The sequence below is a fragment of the Aequorivita viscosa genome, assembly GCF_900106795.1.
Taxonomy (GTDB): domain Bacteria; phylum Bacteroidota; class Bacteroidia; order Flavobacteriales; family Flavobacteriaceae; genus Aequorivita; species Aequorivita viscosa.
In genome coordinates, this window is the sequence record NZ_FNNS01000001.1 from 196,600 (window position 1) to 218,916 (window position 22,317).

General features: G+C 37.8%; 23 protein-coding genes. 14 read left to right on the top strand and 9 right to left on the bottom strand.

Annotated elements, in window-relative coordinates:
• Nucleotides 1-114: 114 nt before the first annotated feature.
• From BLW28_RS00875 to BLW28_RS00890, 4 genes are all read right to left on the bottom strand, one after another.
• Nucleotides 115-699: a transposase gene (locus tag BLW28_RS00875; protein WP_073216381.1), complete on the bottom strand. Its 585-nt coding sequence runs from the start codon at nt 697-699 to the stop codon at nt 115-117.
• A 571-nt stretch (nt 700-1,270) separates the two neighbouring features.
• Nucleotides 1,271-2,734 (bottom strand): glycosyltransferase family 2 protein, encoded by a 1,464-nt coding sequence (locus tag BLW28_RS00880; RefSeq protein ID WP_073216384.1) that lies wholly within the window; start codon nt 2,732-2,734, stop codon nt 1,271-1,273.
• 306 nt (nt 2,735-3,040) lie between these two features.
• Entirely contained in the window at nt 3,041-5,350 is a 2,310-nt protein-coding gene (locus BLW28_RS00885; protein ID WP_073216388.1) for a TonB-dependent receptor family protein, read from the bottom strand.
• 55 nt (nt 5,351-5,405) lie between these two features.
• A complete protein-coding gene (locus tag BLW28_RS00890; protein WP_073216391.1) occupies nt 5,406-6,689 on the bottom strand; it encodes a PQQ-dependent sugar dehydrogenase in 1,284 nt (427 codons plus the stop codon).
• Nucleotides 6,690-6,974: 285 nt separating this feature from the next.
• On the opposite strand from BLW28_RS00890, the gene BLW28_RS00895 reads away from it, so the two are divergent.
• From BLW28_RS00895 to BLW28_RS00910, 4 genes are all read left to right on the top strand, one after another.
• Nucleotides 6,975-8,261 (top strand): PQQ-dependent sugar dehydrogenase, encoded by a 1,287-nt coding sequence (locus BLW28_RS00895; protein WP_073216394.1) that lies wholly within the window; start codon nt 6,975-6,977, stop codon nt 8,259-8,261.
• A 1,107-nt stretch (nt 8,262-9,368) separates the two neighbouring features.
• Nucleotides 9,369-9,611: a hypothetical protein gene (locus BLW28_RS16125; RefSeq protein WP_394331648.1), complete on the top strand. Its 243-nt coding sequence runs from the start codon at nt 9,369-9,371 to the stop codon at nt 9,609-9,611.
• A 212-nt stretch (nt 9,612-9,823) separates the two neighbouring features.
• Entirely contained in the window at nt 9,824-10,081 is a 258-nt protein-coding gene (locus tag BLW28_RS00905; RefSeq protein ID WP_073216398.1) for a hypothetical protein, read from the top strand.
• Nucleotides 10,082-10,666, top strand: a complete 585-nt coding sequence (locus tag BLW28_RS00910; RefSeq protein WP_262481090.1) for a M28 family peptidase — start codon at nt 10,082-10,084, stop codon at nt 10,664-10,666.
• A 192-nt stretch (nt 10,667-10,858) separates the two neighbouring features.
• On the opposite strand, the gene BLW28_RS00915 is transcribed toward BLW28_RS00910, so the two are convergent.
• A complete protein-coding gene (locus tag BLW28_RS00915) occupies nt 10,859-11,503 on the bottom strand; it encodes a DUF5034 domain-containing protein (protein WP_143036811.1) in 645 nt (214 codons plus the stop codon).
• A gap of 518 nt (nt 11,504-12,021) precedes the next feature.
• Here BLW28_RS00915 and atpD point away from each other — a divergent pair.
• The 9 genes from atpD (at nt 12,022) to BLW28_RS00960 (ending at nt 18,761) form a co-directional block, all read left to right on the top strand.
• The gene (gene atpD, locus BLW28_RS00920; protein WP_073216408.1) at nt 12,022-13,425 is read left to right on the top strand and encodes a F0F1 ATP synthase subunit beta; all 1,404 of its coding nucleotides are present in this window, start codon (nt 12,022-12,024) and stop codon (nt 13,423-13,425) included.
• Nucleotides 13,426-13,428: 3 nt separating this feature from the next.
• Complete coding sequence (locus BLW28_RS00925) at nt 13,429-13,830, top strand: F0F1 ATP synthase subunit epsilon (protein ID WP_073216412.1); 402 nt, start codon at nt 13,429-13,431, stop codon at nt 13,828-13,830.
• A gap of 2 nt (nt 13,831-13,832) precedes the next feature.
• The gene (locus tag BLW28_RS00930) at nt 13,833-14,156 is read left to right on the top strand and encodes an AtpZ/AtpI family protein (RefSeq protein WP_234946440.1); all 324 of its coding nucleotides are present in this window, start codon (nt 13,833-13,835) and stop codon (nt 14,154-14,156) included.
• Nucleotides 14,149-14,463, top strand: a complete 315-nt coding sequence (locus BLW28_RS00935; RefSeq protein ID WP_073216487.1) for an ATP synthase subunit I — start codon at nt 14,149-14,151, stop codon at nt 14,461-14,463. Before BLW28_RS00930 ends, BLW28_RS00935 begins: the two co-directional genes overlap by 8 nt.
• Complete coding sequence (locus BLW28_RS00940) at nt 14,453-15,151, top strand: F0F1 ATP synthase subunit A (protein WP_073216418.1); 699 nt, start codon at nt 14,453-14,455, stop codon at nt 15,149-15,151. Before BLW28_RS00935 ends, BLW28_RS00940 begins: the two co-directional genes overlap by 11 nt.
• Nucleotides 15,152-15,321: 170 nt before the next feature.
• Nucleotides 15,322-15,588 (top strand): F0F1 ATP synthase subunit C, encoded by a 267-nt coding sequence (locus BLW28_RS00945; protein WP_073216490.1) that lies wholly within the window; start codon nt 15,322-15,324, stop codon nt 15,586-15,588.
• Nucleotides 15,589-15,594: 6 nt separating this feature from the next.
• Nucleotides 15,595-16,362: a F0F1 ATP synthase subunit B family protein gene (locus BLW28_RS00950; protein WP_073216420.1), complete on the top strand. Its 768-nt coding sequence runs from the start codon at nt 15,595-15,597 to the stop codon at nt 16,360-16,362.
• Complete coding sequence (locus BLW28_RS00955; protein WP_073216423.1) at nt 16,349-17,875, top strand: alternate F1F0 ATPase, F1 subunit alpha; 1,527 nt, start codon at nt 16,349-16,351, stop codon at nt 17,873-17,875. The genes BLW28_RS00950 and BLW28_RS00955 overlap by 14 nt, the downstream gene beginning before the upstream one ends.
• 4 nt (nt 17,876-17,879) lie before the next feature.
• Nucleotides 17,880-18,761, top strand: coding sequence for a F0F1 ATP synthase subunit gamma (locus BLW28_RS00960; protein ID WP_073216426.1), 882 nt, complete (start codon nt 17,880-17,882; stop codon nt 18,759-18,761).
• 7 nt (nt 18,762-18,768) lie between these two features.
• Here the strand turns inward: BLW28_RS00960 and BLW28_RS00965 are convergent, their stop codons facing one another.
• Genes BLW28_RS00965 through BLW28_RS00975 form a run of 3 tightly spaced genes read right to left on the bottom strand, consistent with a single transcriptional unit; the run spans nt 18,769 to nt 19,837 of the window.
• Entirely contained in the window at nt 18,769-19,182 is a 414-nt protein-coding gene (locus tag BLW28_RS00965; protein ID WP_234946441.1) for a DUF2784 family protein, read from the bottom strand.
• Between the two features lie 30 nt (nt 19,183-19,212).
• Nucleotides 19,213-19,515, bottom strand: a complete 303-nt coding sequence (locus BLW28_RS00970) for a helix-turn-helix domain-containing protein (protein ID WP_073216431.1) — start codon at nt 19,513-19,515, stop codon at nt 19,213-19,215.
• A gap of 55 nt (nt 19,516-19,570) precedes the next feature.
• Complete coding sequence (locus BLW28_RS00975) at nt 19,571-19,837, bottom strand: type II toxin-antitoxin system RelE/ParE family toxin (protein WP_234946442.1); 267 nt, start codon at nt 19,835-19,837, stop codon at nt 19,571-19,573.
• Between the two features lie 628 nt (nt 19,838-20,465).
• Here BLW28_RS00975 and BLW28_RS00980 point away from each other — a divergent pair.
• The gene (locus BLW28_RS00980; protein ID WP_234946443.1) at nt 20,466-21,326 is read left to right on the top strand and encodes a hypothetical protein; all 861 of its coding nucleotides are present in this window, start codon (nt 20,466-20,468) and stop codon (nt 21,324-21,326) included.
• Between the two features lie 12 nt (nt 21,327-21,338).
• Here BLW28_RS00980 and BLW28_RS00985 read toward each other — a convergent pair whose 3' ends face one another.
• Nucleotides 21,339-22,115 (bottom strand): patatin-like phospholipase family protein, encoded by a 777-nt coding sequence (locus BLW28_RS00985; protein ID WP_073216434.1) that lies wholly within the window; start codon nt 22,113-22,115, stop codon nt 21,339-21,341.
• Nucleotides 22,116-22,317: the final 202 nt, after the last annotated feature.

Sequence of the window (22,317 nt, forward strand, 5' to 3'; positions counted from 1 at the left end):
TCAGTTGATTCAAGGCAGGCCCTGAATCAATTACCAGACGAAGATTTAATAGGAGGAGAAGGTGAATCAGTTTTTTCAATTGGGTTTTCCCGTTTATACAGGGCCTGGTCTGTATCAATGAAATCTATCTTCCTTCCACCGCAATGGGTTTTCAATAATATAGGTTTGTATATTATTAAATGCCTTATCATTTCTGATGATGTGGTCATAGAACAAGGTTTGCCAAGCAAAATCATAACCCAATCGGCGGGCATGTTTGGTCACAGCCGATTTATAGGATCCAACAATAGATGAAACCGAATTTTTCCCAATATTTTGAAATCGGTTTTTACCAATCGAGGGTTTTCCCACCAATGATGGTTGTCCCTGTAGACTCAGGGCATGCCCTGAATCCACTGAATCCACACCCCCATGAACCCCATCACCCCCATGCAATATCAAAACCCCATGCATATGATTTGGCATTACCACAAATGCCCCTAATTCCACATTTTTTGCACGGTTTTTAATTTCAAACCACAGAATATCGGCAATAACCCCTATTGGCGATAATTCCATCTTTCCATTCGCAATTTCACCAAAATAATGTTCCCTATTCTTGGTACATATGGTAATAAAATACACACCTGCCCAACGATAATCCCATTGCTGCAATCGTATGGATTCACTGCGGTATTTATTTCGGAATTTGGCACCCATTATATATTGAATTTAAGTTGTAGGGGTCTGCTATACAGTCAAATATAATAAATTAATACCTTAGAGTTATAACGCATAGCTTGTTGAACAAACTATAAACTTAAACCTGTCTTAGGTCTGATGTGGAAAAATTTAGGTGAGCTGCCAACCCAAACAATGACATTCGATGATCAATTTACCACCCTTATTCCCACCATCATTCCTCATACTTTGCTCAGACTTTGTTCGAGCCTTGTTCGAGTCTTGTTCGAGTCTTGTTCGAGTCTTGTTCGCAAAATGGCGGTTTTTCCGAAGGTTTCTCGAACAAGACTCGAAGAACTCTCGAAGAACATACTACGGAAGAACGGTGGAGTTTAAGTCTATCTTTGATAGTAAAATGAGAAGAGTTTGTGCTTTCGGTTGATATGTCTTCGGATTGTCATTTGCCTAAAAGCACTTGGAGTGGGTTCTGTATTACAGTAGGTTTCAAGGTATGTAGTCATTTAAAAAGTATAGAAACAAAAATGACCGGCTCATAACATTTGGGGTGTTATGAGCTGGTCAAGGCTTCAGGATTACAATTGTTTAGCGATTATCCTCTTGTTAACCAACCGCGTTTACTGGCGGTGGCAATGGCATAAGGAGTTATCCAAAACAAGGCAAAAGTGTATAGAATGCTGTATGAATATGCCCAAAGTGATTCCGAAAGCTTGTACCTGTTCGCATAAAATAGTACGGGGAAGCTAGAGAAAATTAGGATTCCAAACAGGGTGGAACTAAAAAATAGTATTGGGTGGGTTATAATAAAAAATAGCATAAACAATATAAATGGATAGCTCATTATAATCTTTAACGACTGACTCAAAAACAACAGGCGGGTTCCGCTTTTAGCGCCTTCTCTAAAGTTGGTAAATACATACTTGGACATTTCGATGTTCTCGCGAACGTTGCTTCGTCCCCACCGTATAAACATTTTGTAAAGACCTGTATAATTTTCAGGCACATTGGTATAGGCGTAGGCATTACGTTGAAAAAGCACTTTATGACCTTGCTTCAGTATCATATTAGTCATAGCCCGATCCTCTCCAATATCTGAAGGTTTGCCCATAAAAGTCTGGTTAATCCATTCTGGAAGACAAGCAAATACAGCCGACCTTCTATAAGCAGCAAGAGCTCCAGGTGTACACAAAACAGAATTCAAACTACTTTCGGCAGAACGTACAAATTCAAAACTAAGTACAAAACTCACATCAAGCATTTTTGGTAGGAGTGCTTTCTTGTTGTTCAGCACTCGGATGTTTCCAGCTACCGCACCACAGTTTTCATCAACTATAAATGGGCTTACTAAGTTTCTTATTGTATCTGGCTTTACGATAGAGTCACTATCTACAGTTACAAATACATCACCAGTTCCTATATTAAAACCACGGTAGAGTGCATGTCGTTTTCCTTTGTTTTTTGGTTGTTGAAAGATGGTTACACGTGTTCCTAACATTCTTTTTGCTTCCTGCATCCAATACCAAGTATCGTCTTTACTACCATCGTCTATTGCGAGCAACTGTAATTTTTCTTGGGGATAATCGCTATTTGCCAAACTCATCAAAGTTTCCCAAACCTGCTTTCCTTCGTTGTAAGCGGGAACAATGACAGTACAGGTTGGCAATTCCGAATCGGTTACAGAAGCAATTGGCTTGTAGCAGAAATAGCGATATAATGTATATATAAAAAAACTCGCTTTAAAAATAAGTAAACCAATGGCTAAAACTAAAAATGGATAACCCCAAGTGGAATTAAGTCTTTCTTCGTGAAACGATGTAAAATCACTATTTAGATAGAAAAACAAATAGGCAGCCACCATCATTAACAAAAAAGTACTTCCCAAGACAAAAACACCCCAAGGATTGGTTTTTCCTTTGGATTGTTTTTTAGAAGTGGGAGTATCGACATCACTATTTTTAAAATCTGATTGGTTAGTCGAGTTTTCTAAAGTTAGATTATCGAGCGTATTTAACGATTTAGATTTAGTTACGTCTGTTGGCTGAGAGAGGTCTTCCATTTTTAGATTCATTTAAAAGTTACAGTTAAGCTTTAAGTGCTTTTTCTTTTTTCTTCTGTAAACCTTTATGCAAGCGCCATACCATCGCAGTTTTAGTGGCGTTGCCGCTTGTTTTAAGGAAGACGATATACAGAAAGTGTGTAAATTTTATACACCTGAGTAAAAGATTTTACAATTGTAAACCTCAACTGAGTGTTTCAAGACCTTACTTTTAAAGTGAAAGCAACTAGAAGAAATATAAATTAGACACAGAACAGGATGTTCAAAAAATGGTATTTATTGTGAAAGAATATAATTATTAAAACCTCATAAATTATACAATACTTTAATTCCTCCATACCAATTTCGCGGCATTCCGGGATAGTAGTAGCGAGGCTCGGAATTGCCAAAACCAGTAGCATTTATTAATACAGCAGAAGCGTATTTTTTATTTGTGAAATTGTTGATGCCTCCATTGATTTCGAATGAAAATACTTTCGTAATTTCGGTTTTATAAGAAGCTTTTGCATTGAAAACGGTGTAGTTATCTGAATAAAACTGATTGGCATCATTTAAAGGCATTGCTCCAATATGAAGAAAATTAGTGTTTAAAGCCAGGTTTTTGAAGCCAAAATTGATTCCTCCAGCAAGTTTATTATCTGCTACGCCAGTTAGTTTATTGCCTGAAAAATCGGTGTCACCATCGACAAAATCGATAAACTTATGGTCGGTTATTTCCACATTTAAGTGCGGGGAAACATATCCAAATTCACCTAAATTCTGGAGATAAGTCATTTGAAATTCAATTCCTTTATGCTCTGTTTTTCCAGCATTTCGGCCGATGTATTGATCATTTCCTATGCGATCTGCTACCAATAAATCGTCAATATCCATAAGGTAAGCGTTCACTTGAAAATGTAGTTTTCTTTTTAAGAGAATCAGCTCGCTTCCAATTTCATAATTAAACCCCTTTTCCGGGCCGAGATCTGGATTAATTATACCTTCTGGCGTTAACGTTTCTTCGATAGAAGGATAGTTAAAACCACGACTAAAATTAATAAAGGCATTAAGGTTTTTGGTGAACTGATACAGCAAATTTACATTGGGTGCAATAATAGGAGAGAAGTCACGATCTGCATTTTTGTTGGCTTCACCTTGATTAAATTCATCAATAAAACTGTAGTTGGCCTTGTTCAAGTTCAACCCAAATTGTCCTCGAAGCTTTTGAGTAAATCGAACGGTTACGGTGGTGTATACGTTGAGGTTATCTCGCTTTTCAATATTCTTACTCAGTAAGCTGCCTTCACGACTGCCCTTACCGTCATTTTCTTCGTATAGGTTTTCAATTGTTTTCCAATGGTATTGGTCTTTGTAAAATTCGCCTCCAAAACTTAGATTGGCTTTGTTTTTCAGAAATATAAAATCCTTTGAGAAAGACGTTCTTGCGCCATATCCATTGGTAAATTCATCCAGAATATTAAACGGTCGCGGTTCGTAGTGATCGAGATAGGTGTAGAAAACGCTGCTGGTATTTCGGAATTTTTCTGAAAAGTGATGGGTAAAGCTCAAACCCGCGAGTAGTTGTTTATTGTCTTCAAAACCCTGGGCTTGTTTCCAGGTAAAGGCAGCTTGCGAAGGATCTTCTTCAAAGGCTGTCTTGCCAATAGAACTAGGTATTTGTGCAAAATAATCTACATAATTCACTAAAATTGACAATTCATTTTTTGCATTGAATTTGTAAGTGGAAGTCAGTAATAAGGTATGTCTGTTGTAATTATTGTTCTCTCTAAAACCATCGGTTTCCAGATGATCATAATTGAAATTAAATGAAAACTTTTTAGTAGCCGTTGCAGCCGAAACCGTGTTTTTTAGCAAGCCATAGGAACCGAATGTAAGGTTACTTTTCAAGAATGATTCTCCTGCTGTTGCTTGTTTGGAGTGGAGTAAAAGCGTTCCGCCAAGACTAGTACCGTATTGTGTGGCTTTTGGTCCTTTTATAATTTCGATAGATTGTAAATCTTCTGCATCATACATATCGATTGCTGTTTCTCCGACACCGTTGGTAATGGGTATTTCATTAAAGTAAGCGCGGATTTTATTAGTCCCGTAAAGCGTTCGTGAACCGACTCCTCTAATTGTAATTCTATTGGTATTGAGTGCGCCACTTTGTATAAAAACCCCAGGTGTTTCGTTGATGGCGGCAACAAGATCAATTGGACTGTGGGTGTCAAGCTTTTCAGAATTTATTTCATTGATAGGAATTAGTAAAGTGGATGCCATATTTTTTGGCTTATTCTTCTGAAGTGTTGAAGAAAGAAGCACCTCATCCAAATCTTCTGATTTTGAAAGTGGTGCCAATTGAAAAATTGAATTGTTCTGTGTTAATTCAACTTCGCTGATGTAATACTTTGGGTGCTCTAACCTCAAACTTAATGGAAGCGTAAAGGCTTCGGAAAGAATAAAAATACCTTGCGAATTTGTTTCAGCCAGCTTTTCAGAATTCAAATAAATTGAAACTCCGCTAATGGGTTTGTTTGTTGTTGTATATACAAACCCCTGAATTTCTTGGGCATTCAAGGTATTAATAATGGCAGCTATTAGTATAACTGCCATTTTCTGAAAGTGTTTTAGTTTCATGGATATCGTTCTTGGCTCTATTCGTGAAGCGTATAACTTCTTTTTCTTGGACTTACTATTTGGAATAACTTACTTTCCAAATTACGTTCCCCGCATCGTCGTTTACCAACAAATCTCCTTCTGGCGTAACCGCAACGCAGACAGGGCGGCCATACACTTCACTTTTATTTTCATTAGCTATAAATCCAGTAAGAAAATCTTCTGGCTGTGCTGCCGGTTTTCCATTTTCAAAACGAATGAAAACCACACGATACCCTGAGAGTGTAGATCGGTTCCAAGAGCCGTGTTGGCCTACAAAAACGCCATTTTTGTATTTTGCGGGAAAGGTATCTGCATCATAAAATGTAAGTCCCAATGACGCTGTGTGCGGCCCAACGGAAACGTCTGGTACAATAGATTTTGCCACCAACTCTGGAGCCTGCCCTTCCAACCGTGGGTCTTCCAACTGTCCGAAGTAACTATAAGGCCAGCCATAAAAACCACCTTCCTTAACGCTCGTAATATAATCTGGCACTAAGTCATCACCAAGTTCATCGCGTTCGTTAACGGCTGTCCAGAGCTCTCCAGTAATCGGGTTCCAGTCCATCCCCACGGGATTTCGCAAGCCACTTGCATATATTTTTTCATTCTGTCCATTTAGATCCACTTCCAAGATATTGGCTCGTCGAATTTCCACATCCATTCCGTGTTCGGCTACGTTACTGGCCGAGCCTACAGAGATATAGATCTTGTCTTTAGCAGCATTGGTAATGATGTTTCGCGTCCAATGATTGTTGTAGCCACCTGCAGGAAGTTCTACTATTTTAGTGCCTTCAGAAGCTTTTAAAGAAGTCTGGCCTGCTTTGTAAGGATATTTATAGAGCCCATCGGTGTTGGCTACGTAAAAGTAGTTTCCAATAACCAACATACCAAAAGGCTGCTTTAATTCGTCAATAAAGGTTTCGCGGACATCGGCCTTTCCATCGCCATCGGTATCGCGAAGCAGGGTGATAAGGCCTGCACTGCCACGTGTGTTGGCTTCACAAACAAACATATCGCCATTTGGGGCAATGTATGTCCATCGTGGGTTTTTAAAGCCATCCGCATACTTTGTTACGGTGAAACCTTCAGGCGCAGTAGGTAAAATTCCTTCAGGCCAATCTTTCATCGTATTTTGATTAACAACCGATTTGGTGGTGTACGGTTTCGGCAAAACTACTGGCCCTAAAGCGGTCTGTACTGTGTCGGCTTGTTGGGTTGTGTGATTCGTTGCCATTTCATCCGTTTGTTTCTCCTGTTTCGATTTGCAGGAATAGAATACGGTAGTAAAAAAGAGGATTAGAAGTAAAATGTTTTTCATAATTGCTTGGTTTTATATTCTAAAAATAATCAATAACTAGGGGACTGACTTTGTAGATGTCGAAAGTTTACAGAATCTTTAACTGAATTGCGTTATCTGTGTGTGCTGTTGCCACGTTTAGTGGATTTTCGTAACAAGAGATAAAGAAGAATACATTTTATCTATTGTCATAAAAAAAGAATAACAGTTCCTTAAGATTAACTTTATGTTGAAAATAATATCTTCATTGATAGATAATTGAATATAAAAGATATTCAAACAACCGAATCCTAAAGAACATTAATTATGAAGATACAGTATTCAGTTTTAATATTAATAACAGTTCATTTTTCATTTTTTGCACAAGTTGAGGGTGAAAAACAATTACCTGAACCGTTTGCAACTAAGTCCGTTACTAATTATTCCAACGTAAAAGGTTGGGAAGAGGGGCAAACACCCAAAGCTCCTAACGGATTTACGGTTACCAAATATGCAAATGGTTTTGAGAATCCACGTTGGATGTATGTTTTGCCGAATGGAGATGTGTTAGTAGCTGAAAGTAATAGTAATTACAGTATTCTAAAGCAAATAGGAGCAACTATAATTGGAGCTGGATGCTCAAATAATTTAAAACGGAGCGCCGATAGGATTACGCTTCTACGTGATACAGATAAGGATGGGCTGCCTGATTTTCGTGAAACCTTCCTCACTAAAGAGCAAGGGCTTAATCAACCTTTTGGAATGCTTTTAATAGGGAATACTCTATTTGTGGCTAACACTGATGGTATTCTAAACTTTACATATAAAACAGGACAAACTAAAATTACTGAAAAGGGACGTAAGATTGTGGATCTTCCCGCAGGAAAAGTCAATAGGCATTGGACTCGGAACATTATTGCTAATGAAGACAATTCCAAAATATATATTGCCGTGGGTAGTGGTGATAATATTGGAGAAAAGGGAATGGAACACGAGGTTATGAAAGCTAATATTCTTATTATGAACCCCGACGGAAGCGATTTGAGTATATATGCTTCTGGAATTAGAAATCCCGTTGGTATGGATTGGGAACCCACAACACAAACACTGTGGACTGCTGTTAATGAGCGGGATGAATTGGGCGACAACTTGGTTCCTGACTATTTAACTTCTGTTCAAGAAGGCGGATACTATGGTTGGCCGTATTCCTACTGGGGCAATAATTTTGATCCACGAGTGCCTATTCCGCCTCATATTAAGTTGAAAGAAGCTATTGTACCCGATGTAGACCTTGGTTCACATACTGCATCTTTAGGTTTGGTTTTTTATACAGCTGATGCTTTTCCAGAGAAATACAAAAACGGAGCCTTTGTGGTACAACACGGGTCTTGGAATCGTGATATTCTTTCTGGGTATCGTGTGGTATATATTCCTTTTAAAAATGGAAAACCCGCGGGCGAACCTGAGGATTTTCTTACCGGTTTTATTATAGATCCAAATAAAGATGAGGTTCGCGGCAGGCCAGTAGGGGCGGTAATAATGCCAGATGGAGCTATGCTAATAACAGACGATACAACCCATCATATTTGGCGAGTTGCTTATACAGGAAAGTAAATATTGACTTCAAATTAACGATTCTCTTGCAAAGGCGCTAAGCTGCAAAGTATTTTTCTTGACGTAGTTGCGATTTTTCTTGAAACCGCTCTGCACAAAGCCGTAATGCTTTCAAGTCGTGCTTAAACTGGCGCGTTTTGTTGAGATTTTTGTGAAAAAATTAGTTCTAACGCGGCTTGATTTTATGGGAGAATCAAAGAGGGAAGTTATTTCACAGTGTTTCACTGAGGATTTTTAGATGTGCAATCCCCTTTCCTCATACTAAGAAAAGCCCCCGATTATGAGGGCTATTCTCGACGCGGTATTGGATGTTACTCCGCTACCATAGTGCAATATAGCGTGTTAGTATTAACAACGAAAGGGATGTTGAGAAAAAAGAGAAAGCTCAAGGACTTTCGCCCCATCGCTCCCATATAAAAGATAAATATAATAAATATTTGTTCGTTAAAAATATATACTCCAAATGGAGACTTGACAAAGTACATCAAAATTGGAAGCAGAATTCACGGATAAATGCTAGCATTATGAAAAAGTTAGACTAAAGCCAGGTTCGCAGGCATCATTTTACCCACGGGCTAAAGCATCGTGGTTATTCAAGACTTTTCTTTAAAGAACCTCTTGCTTTAGCTAGGAATATTATTTAAAAAGGCTATCGGCCTAACCCGCTAGCACAAACGTCTCGCTCTTGCCGATAAAGTTGCTCACAGTTTCGTGGATATGGAAAACAATAAAAAGCCACAAATAAAATTCGATTATCTTTATCTACCAATTTCTAACATTATCAGGATATGAGTAGGAAATTTAAACCTGCCTGCCAGATGGCAGGTTTCACAATCCGTCCGCAACTTACTTTGTTTCGTTTGCAGTAGTTAATTGGATAGTTGTTTTTATTTGAGAAGTCTATTTCTACGTAATTACGGATAGTTTGGATTATTGTAGAAAACATAAAGGAATGACACTTTTTGCATATTGTATTATGCCAAGTCACTTGCATTTATTGTTTCGAAATGACAAGTAAAATCCGTCGGGATTATTGAGGGATTTTAAAGGTTTTACCTCGTAAAGAATGAAAACTCTAAAGAAAGCGGTAGGGTATGGTTATTATGGATGTTCAAAAGAGCTGGTGAAAAAAATAGCAATGTAAAAGGATATCAATTTTGGCATCAGAACAACCATCCTATAGAATTGTGGAGTATTCCCATGATAAAAGAAAAATTAGAATATATACACAACAATCCCGTAAAGGTAGGATTGGTTATGGAGGCTCGGGAATCCAAACACAGTAGTGCCCGTAATTATACCGAATTAGATTCGGTAATACCCATTGAAAATATTGGGTTTTTAGGATAATGCTATCGCATGTAATTTAAATAACGTTAGCGCGAGCATCTCGCTCGTGACCGTTGCCTGCATACGGTTGTGGAGGACACGGGAGGGACGCCCGAGCCAGCGGAGGTTATTATTGTGAAGTGGGCAAAAAACGCTATGCTTGGTACATCATAGAAATTTACGAACTACATAGCCGTTTCTGTAAATAAATAGTATTTTAAAGAGACTAGAAAATGGAAGCAAATACAGAAAACTTATACAAACATGTAGCGTTCATAACCTCCATTTACCCTTATCGGAACTATAAAAATATCGAAAGCCTGCAAAAAACTGCAAATTATATTGAGGCGAAAATTAAGGATGTTGGTTTACCGACAACTAGACAACAATGGCAGGCCAAAGGGAATGAATACGAAAACATTATCGCTTTATACCAACCCCAAAAAACAAAACGTTTTATTATAGGAGCTCATTATGACGTGTATAAATAAATAGCTGGCGCAGACGACAATGCCAGTAGCGTAGCCGGTTTGTTAGAAATAATGCGAATGCTAACTGAACACGAATTAGAACTAGCTTACGGAATTGAATTCGTGTTTTTCTGTTTGGAGGAACCTCCGTTTTTCAAAACGAAAAAAATGGGAAGCTATATTCACGCAAATTACATTGCAAAAACCAACAAGGAATATATAGGGATGATTGCTCTTGAAATGATTGGTTACTATCGTGAAGATAAAAAGCCTATCAAAGAAGCTTCTTTCTATAAAAACCAATTGATAGTTTCTGGAATTAAAAGTTTTGATCGGTTTAATAAGAAAATCTCCAAGCTGCTGAAAGCGAATGGCAGCATGGACTCTCGCCGAATTTCCTTTGCCGATGATTTTCCAAATAATGGCCCTTCAGATCATCGTAATTATTGGCAGTTCGATATTCCAGCAATAATGATTATTGGCACAGGAGGGGAAGGTAATCCAAATTATCACACCGCAGCAGATGTTATTGAAACGCTTGATTTCAAGATTATGACAGATGCGGTGAATAGTATTGCTCATGCATTGTTTAACTTTATGGAATAAAAAATGACGTATGACGGAAAAATAAGAGGGTAAGATATTTGTAAGGTTAGATTTTTAACCTTCAAACGTGAGCACGAGCGTCTTACTCGTGATAGTTGCCTTCACACAGTTGTGGAGCGTACGGTCAGGACGCTCATGCAAGCAAGGGTTTGAAAAGTGGCAGACAAGAGCAAAGCACAGAACATTAGATTGTTATCTAATAATTATAGATTCACTTATATCTTGATATATTTCTCCAGTAGATAACTCAACAACTACTTTCACCTTGTAGTTCTCATTTAATGTAGGCTTTCTATCTACCAGGAGTTGGATACCTTGGAACTTTATGTTGGTTGTGTCTTTTATTAAATAATCCTGTAAATATTCATTTTCCTGAAAGTAATACCCTTTTACAATTATCAAATCGTTTATGGTGTCATTTGCCTTATGGTTTTCATCAAAATCATTTAGCGTAATTACGGAAATATTAATGAGTTTTTCGTTTTTAGACCCCGCATATCCATCATAAACGCAAGAACAGGCGTAGGCGCTATTAATCATTGAAAAACTAGGTTGCGCGTGACTTCTGTGGCTTATATAATCAACTTGATATTCCACACTAAGACCTTCATATTCGGAATAAGGAACCGCTTCATTTTCTAGCATTCGCTTTACAGAATTCTCATCGATTTTTCTGTAATTACTCATTTCCATTCCCTTAATATCGAAATAGCTACCAGTTATGGGGCTGCAATTACAATCGTCACTCGCCTCGGGACTACACATCTGTAAAGGAAGTCCGATGACTAAGCCAAGAACTAGAACTCTAACTCTAATACTCTTTTTTAAATTTTGCATACTAAAGAAGGTTAGTGATTTAATATAACTTTAATAGCTCTAAAGTTAAATCATTCAATGTATTAAACCAAATTGGTTGGTTGTTTAATCTTCGGACTTGATTTCATAAGGATCATTTGCTCGCAAAGGCACGAAGCCGCAAAGTATTTGTATTGGCGTCTTTGCGGCTTTGCGTGAAAAACAGCTCTTACGAAGTCGCAACGTTTTCAAGTCGTGATTCAAACCGACGTATTTCAAACCCGTTATATTTCTTTGCTCCCTCTGTGCCTCTGTGGTGAATCGATTTTGATTTTGATTTCAATTTCGATTTCAACCGTGTCCTCTGTGCCTCTGTGGTGAATCGATTTTGATTTTGATTTCAACAATTCTTATATGACAGACGTCATTTCCTATCCTTTTTTTATTGGATATATTTACGTTTTACAATTTTAATAGAATACTGGATGTGGTGAATTTCGCAATTGGCAGTTATGCCATAGCTTATTATTACTATTTCCGAATAAATCTTTCAACCAATAATGAAAAACGAAATAGCTTCTCAAAGTATAGGACGTGTTGTTGCTGTTCGCGGTAGCGTAGTGGATATAATGTTTGAGAAAAACCTTCCTTCTATTAATATGGTTGTAAAAACGGGGAAGGATTTCAAAATTATCCTCGAAGTGCATATGCAGTTGGACAACAAGCATATTCGGTGTATTGCCTTCACTCCAACCCAAGGTTTGGAAAGAGGAATGAAAGCCATCTCCACTTATGAACCGTTGAAAGTACCGGTAGGTCCCGAAACATTGGGGCATATGTTTGATGTTTTTGGCAACACCTTGGATGATTATGAATTGCCCAAAAATATGGAAAGGCGCAGTATTCACAATCAACCGCCACCGTTGACTGAGCGTTCTACCACTTCCCAAGTGTTTGAAACGGGGATTAAGGCCATTGATGTTTTGGTGCCTTTAGAGCGAGGAGGGAAGGCAGGTTTGTTTGGAGGTGCTGGAGTTGGGAAAACCGTTTTGTTGACAGAGCTTATTCACAATATGGTTTCAAATCATCAAGGCGTTAGTATGTTCTGCGGAATTGGAGAACGAAGCCGAGAAGGTCTTGAACTCTATCAGGAAATGAAGGAAGCAGGTGTGCTACCAGATATGGTAATGATTTTCGGACAGATGAACGAACTGCCAGGAGCTCGCTTTAGAGTAGGCCACGCAGCGCTGACGATGGCAGAATATTTCCGCGATGACGAACATAAAGATGTGTTGTTGCTAATTGATAATGTTTTTCGTTTTATTCAAGCGGGAATGGAAGTGTCGGGATTATTGGGGCAAATGCCTTCCAGACTTGGCTATCAACCCACAATGAGCACCGAATTATCAGAATTGGAAGAGCGGATTGCAAACACAAAAACGGGTGCGATTACTTCTATTCAAGCCGTTTACGTACCAGCAGATGATTTAACAGACCCCGCAGCAGTGCATACTTTTTCGCATTTGTCGGCGACTATAACGTTGTCACGAAAAAGAGCAAGTGAAGGAATGTACCCTGCAATCGACCTGTTGCAATCGGGTTCCAAAATGGCCTCGCCACACGTAATTGGAGAAAGACATTATAACCTTGCTCAACAAATTCGGCAAACCTTGGCGCAGTACGAAGAGTTGAAAGATATTATCGCGATGTTAGGTTTGGAACAATTGTCTCTTGAAGATCAAAAAACAGTAAACCGTTCTCGAAGACTGGAACGATTCCTAACGCAACCGTTTTATACAACCGAACAATTCACCCAATACAAAGGGAAAAACGTGAGTTTGAAAGATGCTTTGGACGGATGCGAAAGAATATTGAACGATGAATTTAATGATTATCCTGAAAGTGATTTCTATATGATTGGGACAATCGATGAAGTGAAAAAGAAAGCAGAAGCAAACGCATAAACGATGGAAGCAAAATTAATGCATCTTAAGATTTTACTACCGTATGGCGTTTTTGCAGATATAAAAAATGTGAAACGAATCGTCGTGGAAACAACTGCTGGCTCGTATGGAATTTTGCCTAGAAGATTGGATTGTACGGCGGCATTGGTTACAGGAATTTTGGTTTATGAAACTGAAGAGGAAGGTGAAAAATATGTAGCTGTAAACGAAGGGATTTTAATAAAAGCAGGAGCGCAAGTATCAATATCTGTGCGTCATGCAATAGGAAATGCTCCTCTCGGAAAACTGAGAGAGCAGGTAGAAAAAGAAATGATAGAACTTGATGAACTGGAAATAAGTGCCCGTAATGTGATGGCAAAGCTGGAAACAGGTTTTTTGCGTAATTTTCAAAACTTGAGAAGATAAAGGTGAGCGACGAAAAACAAAATACAAACAACTCTTTTGAGAAAGTAGTCGGCGATAAGGAAGAACGAAAATTGCAGGCACAGCGCGAGAAAAAAAGCGTGTGGGCTGGCTTGGGATTATTCGGAATGATAGGCTGGTCCATCGTAGTACCTACCATTTTGGGTGCCGCCTTAGGGATGTGGCTCGATAAACATTACAAAAATGATTTCTCTTGGACGCTTAGTCTCTTGGTTGCTGGCTTGATGCTAGGTTGTTTGATTGCGTGGAACTGGGTTCAAAAAGAAAATAACGAAATTCATAAAAATAACAAAGATGGAAATGAATGAAGTATTAAGCCTACTACCCGCTGTATTTGCTGGGATTGTGCTAGGTGTCCTATTTTTCGGAGGTCTATGGCTCACCGTTCGTAAAGGACTGGATTCAAAGAATGCCACTTTGATATTTATGGGTAGTTTGATAATAAGAATGGCAATTGTCTTACTCGGATTCTATTATGTAGGTGCCGACAATTGGCAAAAAATGATGGCTTGCCTAGGAGGGTTTTTAATAGCTAGAATTGTAATTACCCGAATCACCAAAAAAGAAATACAGACAAAGCCAACAATTATAAAAAAAGTAAACGATGAGAATTAGTCCTGACGAAATGATTTTTTGGGAGTACGGGTTTATGCATTTAAACCTGACCATCGTGACCACTTGGGCATTGATGATATTGCTAACGCTCGGCGCGTGGCTAATTACTCGAAATCTAAAAAAAGAGATTAAGACAACGCGCTGGCAAAATGTGTTGGAAATGCTAGTACTTATGATTCGCGACCAGATTAAGGAAGTGGGACTGAGTAAACCCGATAAATATATGGGCTTTATCGGAACCTTGTTTCTATTCATAGCAGTTTCAAATTTGTTGACAATAGTGCCGTGGTATGAAGCACCTACAGCATCGCTTTCTACTACGACAGCATTAGCGATATCAGTATTTATCGCGGTTCCTGTATTTGGAATTGCCCAAGGCGGAATTAAGAGCTATTTACGTTCTTATTTACAACCTAATTTTATTATGCTTCCTTTTAATATTATCAGTGAGATTTCCCGAACCCTAGCTTTGGCAGTTCGTTTATTCGGAAATATAATGAGCGGTGGATTAATCGCTACCGTTCTAATATCAATAGTGCCCTTTTTCTTCCCGATGATTATGAGTGCTTTGGGATTGTTAACAGGAATGATACAAGCTTATATTTTCGCAATTCTCGCAACGGTTTATATAGCCGCGGCAACACAAGATGCTGAGAGAAAGAAGGAGGTGAAAAAAGTTAAGAGTTAAGAGTTATGACGGAATGGTCGAAAAAGAGTCTAGAATCTAGAAGTATAGATTCTAGACTCTAAACAAAACAGTAAATAAAAAACAATTAAACATTTGATTAAGGGCTAATAGATTAATTGATTGATCATCTCAAATCTAAAGTCTCAAATCTAAAATCTAAAATCAGGAATATGGACAACGTAACAATCATTGCAGTGGCATCAATTATAACTGCAGGTATTACAACAGGAATTGGCAGTATGATGCCAGCATTAGGAGAGGGGAGAGCGGTTTCAAAAGCATTGGAATCTATTGCACAACAACCCGATGCAGCCCCTACTATCACCAGAACATTATTTGTGGGCTTGGCAATGATCGAATCGACAGCTATTTATTGTTTCGTGCTTTCGATGATCCTCATTTTCGCAAATCCGTTCTGGAATCATTTTATAGGATAAACTTTTATGGAAATCAACTGGTTTACAGTAATAGCGCAAATAGTCAACTTTCTCATTCTGGTCTATCTGTTGAAACGGTTTTTGTACAAACCCGTTTTGGAGGCTATAGATGCGAGAGAGAAGAAAATTGCGGAACAGCTTGAGGACGCTGCGATGAAAAAAGCGGAGGCGAAGAAGGATAAAGACCTGTTTCGTCAGAAAAATGAAGCTTTTGATAAGGAACGCGTGGCGAAAATGAATGAAGCTATTGCTCAGGTAAATTCTGAAAAAGAACGCTTATTCGAAGAAGTGCGAAAAGAATCAACCGCATTGCGTTCTAAGTTTGAAGCGTCTTTAAAGCAACAGGAACTTGATATAAAGGACAGTCTTAAAAGAAAGACTAAAAATGCTGTTTTTCAAATTGCAAGTAAAACCCTTGCAGACCTTGCCAATGCCGATTTAGAAGAACAAGTTGTACACGTTTTCTTAGGAAAAATCGAAAAGTTGGATGAAACTGAAAAATCGAAGTTTAAAGATGCCCTTATAGACAGCGCAACCCCAATTACCATTAAAAGTGTTTTTGAACTTTCAGCAACTTCAAAACAAAACCTCGGAGCAATGATTGGGAAAATAACAGGTAAGCAAAACAACTTTCAATATGTATTAGAACCTGAATTGGTCAGTGGCATTGAAATAGGAACGGCAAGCTATCAATTGTCTTGGAATATTGAGTCTTATCTTAATTCATTAAACAATAACAGTATCACCAAGGAGAAAGAAAATGCGATTAACTGATTTAGATAAAACCATAGATGATGCTTTTCTGGAAATAAGCAACAGCAAGCAAAGTTACGACCCCACCATTCAATTTCGTGAAAAGGGAATCGTGAAGAATATTTCTGCCGGAATTGCAACTGTTACGGGCGTACCGGGAACAGGATTTGAAGAATTGTTGGAATTTCCGAACGGTCTATACGGAATGGCTTTTAACTTGGATGAAGATGAAATTGGCGTTGTTCTTTTAGGTCGAAACGACCAACTTAAAGCAGGTGATACCGTTTTAAGAACCCATCGAGTGGCCGATGTTCCTGTAGGCGACGGATTAATCGGTAGGGTTATCGACTCTCTCGGAAACCCAATGGATGATAAAGGACCGATTTCGTTCAAAGAACGCTATCCCATTGAGCGACCTGCGCCACCTATTTTGAGCCGTGAGGCTGTTAACGCTCCGTTACAAACGGGAATTAAAGTGATAGATGCGATAATTCCTATTGGTCGTGGCCAGCGTGAATTGATATTGGGCGACCGACAAACGGGGAAAACTTCTATCGCAATTGACACAATTCTCAATCAACACGATAAGAATGTATTGTGTGTTTACTGCGCTGTCGGGCAACGAACAGCTGCAGTTGCCAAAGTGATTTCAGACCTAACAGAAAAAGGCGCGATGGAATATACCGTTGTCGTAGTTACTGAAGGAAACAGTTCGCCTGGACTTCAGTACTTAACGCCTTATGCCGCCACAAGTATTGCAGAATATTTTATGGAACAAGGCCGAGACGTTTTAATAGTTTATGACGACCTTACAAAGCACGCTCGCGCCTATCGAGAACTTTCATTGTTATTGCGAAGACCTCCTGGAAGAGAGGCATTTCCAGGTGATATTTTTTACATTCATTCTAGGCTTCTAGAACGATCAACGCATTTAAATAAAGCGAATGGTGGCGGCTCGTTAACAGCTTTGCCAATAATTGAAACCCAAGCGCAGGATATTTCGGCATATATTCCTACAAATATTATTTCAATTACAGATGGACAAATTTATCTGTCGCCAAAATTATTCGAATTAGGACTATTACCTGCAGCAGACATCGGAAAATCGGTTTCCAGAGTAGGAGGAAAGGCACAGTTAAAAGCCTATAGAAAGATTGCGGGAAATTTAAAACTTGCATACGCTCAATCGGAAGAATTGGAAACATTTGCCCGTTTTGGTACTCGACTCGACCAGGATACTCAAAAAACAATTGAACGAGGTAAACGCATTCGAATGATTTTCAAACAGCCTGAAATGGAACTCGTTTCAGTGCCAGAACAATTGCTCGTGCTCATAGCGCTTATAAATGGTGTTTTTGATTCCGTGCCCCTCGACAAAATGGCGAGGGCGGAAAATCTAATTCGGAAAAAAGCATCTCAATTGTCTAAAGAAGTGCTTCATCGGATATATGCTTCAGAACCTTTAAATGAAGATGATGAGGTTACACTCGTCGCGTTAGCTAAAGAAGCAATTGCAAACATCCGTGAACTCTGAAAAAATGAGTGATACTTTAATAAATTTACAAAGAAGAAAACAAAGCGCAGGCGACATGGCTTCAGTAGTGCGAACTATGAAGGCTATGGCAACTTCAAATATTACACAATATGAAAACTCAGTTCATTCGCTGCAAGATTATTATCGTACTATTTCATTAGGGATACACGCTTGTTTCAAAAAAGAACGTATTTCTGTAGTAGCAGACAATCACAATAAGAAAGATTCAAAATCTGTAGCGGTTATTTTTGGTTCAGATCAGGGCTTGGTTGGACGGTTTAATGATTCAATAAGCACCTATGCCCAAGATATAATAAAAGATATTCCAGGCGAAACTGAAGTTTGGGTGGTAGGCGAAAGGGTTTATTCTTTACTTGTAGATGGCGATTTGTCTCCCACAAAACGGTTTAGCGTGCCTAATTCGGTTACTGCAATTACGCCATTGGTAAATCAGATTTTAATTAGAAGTGAAGCATTTAGGCAAGACGAACAGTTTTTTAGTCTTTATATTTTTCACAATACGCCAACAGAAGGCGCAAATTATAAACAAGAAGACCAGCAATTATTCCCTCCCGATAAGAAGTGGGAGGAGGAAATAACCAAAATGGAATGGCCGTCACACAATGTGCCACAAGTAATTGGCGGAACCGAAAGCACCTTAGGGACTCTAATTAAAGAATATCTGTTCGTATCCTTGTACAAGGCGAGTGCAGAATCTTTAGCAGCCGAAAATGCTAGCAGACTCGAAGCTATGGAACGCGCTGAAAAAAATATTGATGAAATGCTAGATGAACTACAGCAAGACTACAATCGCCTACGCCAAAGTACTATAGATGAAGAACTTTTTGATGTGATAGCTGGGTTTGAAGCGTTGAAGAAAAAATGACTATAAATCATATTTCTTTTGTTTTTCGGCTTCTGAAATTTACGTAAAGCGAGCATAATAGTGCCAATAAAGCTAAACAAACTGTGAGTGAGTCCACTAACTCAGAACTTGGAGTCCATCCCGATATTTTTTTCACCATAAACGCGATATAACTAGAAGGTATATTTCTTTCACCCAAAGTTCTCAGTATCTGATAATGCCAATCGGTTAAAAAGCAATAACCCCATCCTTTCCACAGTCCCAATAAAAACCACGACCCAAAGGTTACTAGCAAGGAAATAAGATTGAGTTTTCGCAGTTTAGAATGAAGCCATCCGAACAGGTTGAAGAAAATCAATGCTGTATGAAAGGTATAAAGAAAGAGGTTGGCGATATGTAATCCAAAATCTGTCATTTTGAAACGGAATCCGTATTTGCCCATAAATAGTGGGTAAGTTGCAGTATTCAGGGATTATATATCAAGCGATAATTTCAAGTGTCCACCCAACCCTTCTCGGATAATTCGCATTAAGGTTGAAAGTCGAATATCACTTGCGTTGTTTTCAATTCGGGAAATATAACTTTTGGTAGTTCCCACTTTTTCCGCCAATTCCTGTTGGGTAAGATTTTGTTTTTTACGAGCTTCCTGAATTAAAACACCGATGCGAAAAGTTTCAAATTCTTCTTCAAATTTTTGTCTTGTCAGAGTTTCTTTTTTTTCATACTGTTCTTCCAAATGGTCATCAAATGAGGTGATTCTTTTATCTGTTTTCATAATTTTCTTTTTTTAGCCTTTCGGCTTTTTTACTTTCTTTGTTTGGCGTTTTCTGTCACTTTTTCTGGAATCCGTGCAATAGGATAATTAAATTTCCTTTATCGAAAAAACAGAATATCCGGAAAATCCCATTATCTGCCGAAACTCGGACTTCCCATAGCCCGTCGGTTTCTGTCAGGTGTTTCAAATGATTTTCGGAAACAATTCTAGTTGTTTTGATTAACAAAAGTGTCCAATCAATCTCTTTTGACAGTAAGGGACTGTTGTTTGTAGAAATCCTTGAAGTGATTTTCGTAGAACCCGATATGTCTTTTAAATTCACTCAATTTGGTTAGCCTTAAAACGTAGCTCAAAGTTAGCTAAATAGACAACAATTGCAAAATTATCGAAAATTATGTTCTGAAAGCGAATCTATATAAGAAAGACAATTTAGACGAAGTCGATGCTTGATTTAAAATTAACATTAACTTATTTCAAGATAAGCATTTATACCCTATTGGTTATGTTATAATTAGGCGTAATTTTTCAATTTTTGAAAGATGTAAAAAGGCTTTAAAAATACGAATATTGCAATAAAATTCCCGAACTATTTTATTGTATTCGAATTATGTAGTCATTCTGATGTTAAATTTGAGAAAATTATAATTACAAGTGTAAGGTAATTGTGTACTTTCGCTTGCTGAAAAAATGAGCTGTTTCTGTTTAAAATTTCTACTGATAATTGAAAAGAAATAGTTCGCAGTTCGATTTACTTTTACTGTATCTAATCTGATTCTATCGACTCTAGTTTATCCTGAGCCCTTCGATTTCACTCTGGATAAGCTAAAGTCGAATTGTGTTTTTAAAAGATGTTTTATTAACAGATAAACGCCACTTTTCAGTAAATTAATTGAAAGGTATAGGCTTAAATGCTGAACAGGTTTTTATCGCTTAGATTGAATGAAAATCAGATGAAATTAAATTCGACTAAAATACTTTCAGTAGTATTTTTTTGTGTTTTGAACTGGGGTGCTTACGCACAAAACGAAGTTACAACGCGCTACAATGCTCATAACAAGGGCAAGGTTTTTCTAAGCTGGGGAGGGAATAGAGCCGCTTACACAAAGTCTGATATCACTTTTAAAGGAGATGATTATAATTTTACCCTTCAAAATGTAAAAGCTCACGACAGACCAAAAGGATGGCATATTGATTATGTTAACCCAAAAAGAGTTACTATTTCGCAAACCAATTTTAAACTTGGATACTTTATTAGTGATAAGTATTATCTCGCTTTTGGATTTGACCATATGAAATATGATATGACACAAGATCAATATGTAAATATTAATGGTTACATCAATTTATCTGAAGATGAGGCAGGTGCTGGTTACAATGGGGTTTATAACAATGAATCTATACAACTGACCAAAGATTTTTTAGAATATGAACATACCGATGGTTTAAACTATGTGTATTTGGAATTTGGGAGGTTTGATGATATTTCATCTTTATTTAGAATAACGAATATAGATAAGATTCAGGTTAATATTACTGAAGGTATCGGAATTGGAGGTTTGTACCCAAAAACCAATACGACTTTACTTTCAAAAGATCGTTATGACGAATTTCACGTTGCAGGTTTTGGAGTGTCGTTAAGCGCAGGAGTAAATGTGAAGTTTTTTAAATATTTCTTCGTTCAAGGCGATTTAAAAGGAGGTTATATTAACATGCCAGACGTTAGAACAACCATGAATTCTAGCGACAAAGCGTCGCAGGACTTTATGTTTTTTGAAAGCGTGTTTTCGTTAGGAGGAATATTTAAAATATAAACGTTTAAAAATTTAGGTTTTATCCTGAATAAAAATAGATCCCTTTTCTTCTAGAACTTTAATCGTGGCGTTATACCCAAGATCGAAAAGTGCATCAATATTGTTCATTCCAAACATGGCATAGTTCGATATTTCTTTTGGGTAAATAACCAAATCGCAACTCGGAAATTTAGCAATAGATTCAGTAGCGGTTTTTATTTTAACAGCCCTTTCAACAACTCTATACGAGTATTTTAGACTCTTGATATCAATTTTGTCTAAGGGGTTTAAAAATACTCCAATAATCTTGTCGCAATGCTTTTTTAAAGGTTCTACGGGAAAATTATTTACTACGCCACCGTCTATATAATACGAACCATTTATTTCGGTTGGAGTAAATATGCCTGGAAATGAAGCCGAGGCAATAACAGGTTTTATAAGTTGTCCTTTGCTAAATATTTTTAGAGTTCCATCTGCAACGTTTGTGGCTGTAACGTAAAGTGTTTTATCCAATATTTTGAAATTATCTTCTGGGAAATACGCTTTAAAGTCGTCGTAAAACTTTTCAGTATCTAAAAATCCTGGTTTATTAAAAGCATATCTACTTGTACTAAAAATGCTTGTAGATTTAAAGAAGTGTAATATTTCAGACCAGGAAACATTTGCTGCATATAACGCACCTACGATTGCACCAGCACTTGTACCAGCTACGTGCGTAGGTGTAATTCCATATTCTTCAAAAGCCTTTAATGCGCCTATGTGAGCAGCTCCTCTTACTCCGCCACCAGAAAGTACTAAGCCAATATTCATTTTTTTGAATTTTTTTGAATTGCAAATTTCAACATTTTAAAGCTAAGAAAATGTGAAATGGATTATTTGTATTGCCAGTTGATATTTCTGCTTTTAAATGAATTTTAAAGTTAATGTTTTTAATTTTTGTCTGAAAGGGTAAATCCAACAGTTTTCCTGAAGCTAGTATTCGATCGAGGTAAATTCCGCGCATTTAAAATAT

Coding starts and splice junctions, on each gene's coding strand:
- BLW28_RS00950 (WP_073216420.1), top strand. CDS start 15,595: ATGGAAATCAACTGGTTTACAGTAATAGCGCAAATAGTCAACTTTCTC.
- BLW28_RS00980 (WP_234946443.1), top strand. CDS start 20,466: ATGAAATTAAATTCGACTAAAATACTTTCAGTAGTATTTTTTTGTGTT.
- BLW28_RS00895 (WP_073216394.1), top strand. CDS start 6,975: ATGAAGATACAGTATTCAGTTTTAATATTAATAACAGTTCATTTTTCA.
- BLW28_RS00940 (WP_073216418.1), top strand. CDS start 14,453: ATGAGAATTAGTCCTGACGAAATGATTTTTTGGGAGTACGGGTTTATG.
- BLW28_RS00890 (WP_073216391.1), bottom strand. CDS start 6,689: ATGAAAAACATTTTACTTCTAATCCTCTTTTTTACTACCGTATTCTAT.
- BLW28_RS00875 (WP_073216381.1), bottom strand. CDS start 699: ATGGGTGCCAAATTCCGAAATAAATACCGCAGTGAATCCATACGATTG.
- BLW28_RS00965 (WP_234946441.1), bottom strand. CDS start 19,182: ATGGGCAAATACGGATTCCGTTTCAAAATGACAGATTTTGGATTACAT.
- BLW28_RS00935 (WP_073216487.1), top strand. CDS start 14,149: ATGAATGAAGTATTAAGCCTACTACCCGCTGTATTTGCTGGGATTGTG.
- BLW28_RS16125 (WP_394331648.1), top strand. CDS start 9,369: ATGTTCAAAAGAGCTGGTGAAAAAAATAGCAATGTAAAAGGATATCAA.
- BLW28_RS00970 (WP_073216431.1), bottom strand. CDS start 19,515: ATGAAAACAGATAAAAGAATCACCTCATTTGATGACCATTTGGAAGAA.
- BLW28_RS00960 (WP_073216426.1), top strand. CDS start 17,880: ATGAGTGATACTTTAATAAATTTACAAAGAAGAAAACAAAGCGCAGGC.
- BLW28_RS00905 (WP_073216398.1), top strand. CDS start 9,824: ATGGAAGCAAATACAGAAAACTTATACAAACATGTAGCGTTCATAACC.
- BLW28_RS00915 (WP_143036811.1), bottom strand. CDS start 11,503: ATGCAAAATTTAAAAAAGAGTATTAGAGTTAGAGTTCTAGTTCTTGGC.
- atpD (WP_073216408.1), top strand. CDS start 12,022: ATGAAAAACGAAATAGCTTCTCAAAGTATAGGACGTGTTGTTGCTGTT.
- BLW28_RS00945 (WP_073216490.1), top strand. CDS start 15,322: ATGGACAACGTAACAATCATTGCAGTGGCATCAATTATAACTGCAGGT.
- BLW28_RS00880 (WP_073216384.1), bottom strand. CDS start 2,734: ATGGAAGACCTCTCTCAGCCAACAGACGTAACTAAATCTAAATCGTTA.
- BLW28_RS00885 (WP_073216388.1), bottom strand. CDS start 5,350: ATGAAACTAAAACACTTTCAGAAAATGGCAGTTATACTAATAGCTGCC.
- BLW28_RS00985 (WP_073216434.1), bottom strand. CDS start 22,115: ATGAATATTGGCTTAGTACTTTCTGGTGGCGGAGTAAGAGGAGCTGCT.
- BLW28_RS00955 (WP_073216423.1), top strand. CDS start 16,349: ATGCGATTAACTGATTTAGATAAAACCATAGATGATGCTTTTCTGGAA.
- BLW28_RS00925 (WP_073216412.1), top strand. CDS start 13,429: ATGGAAGCAAAATTAATGCATCTTAAGATTTTACTACCGTATGGCGTT.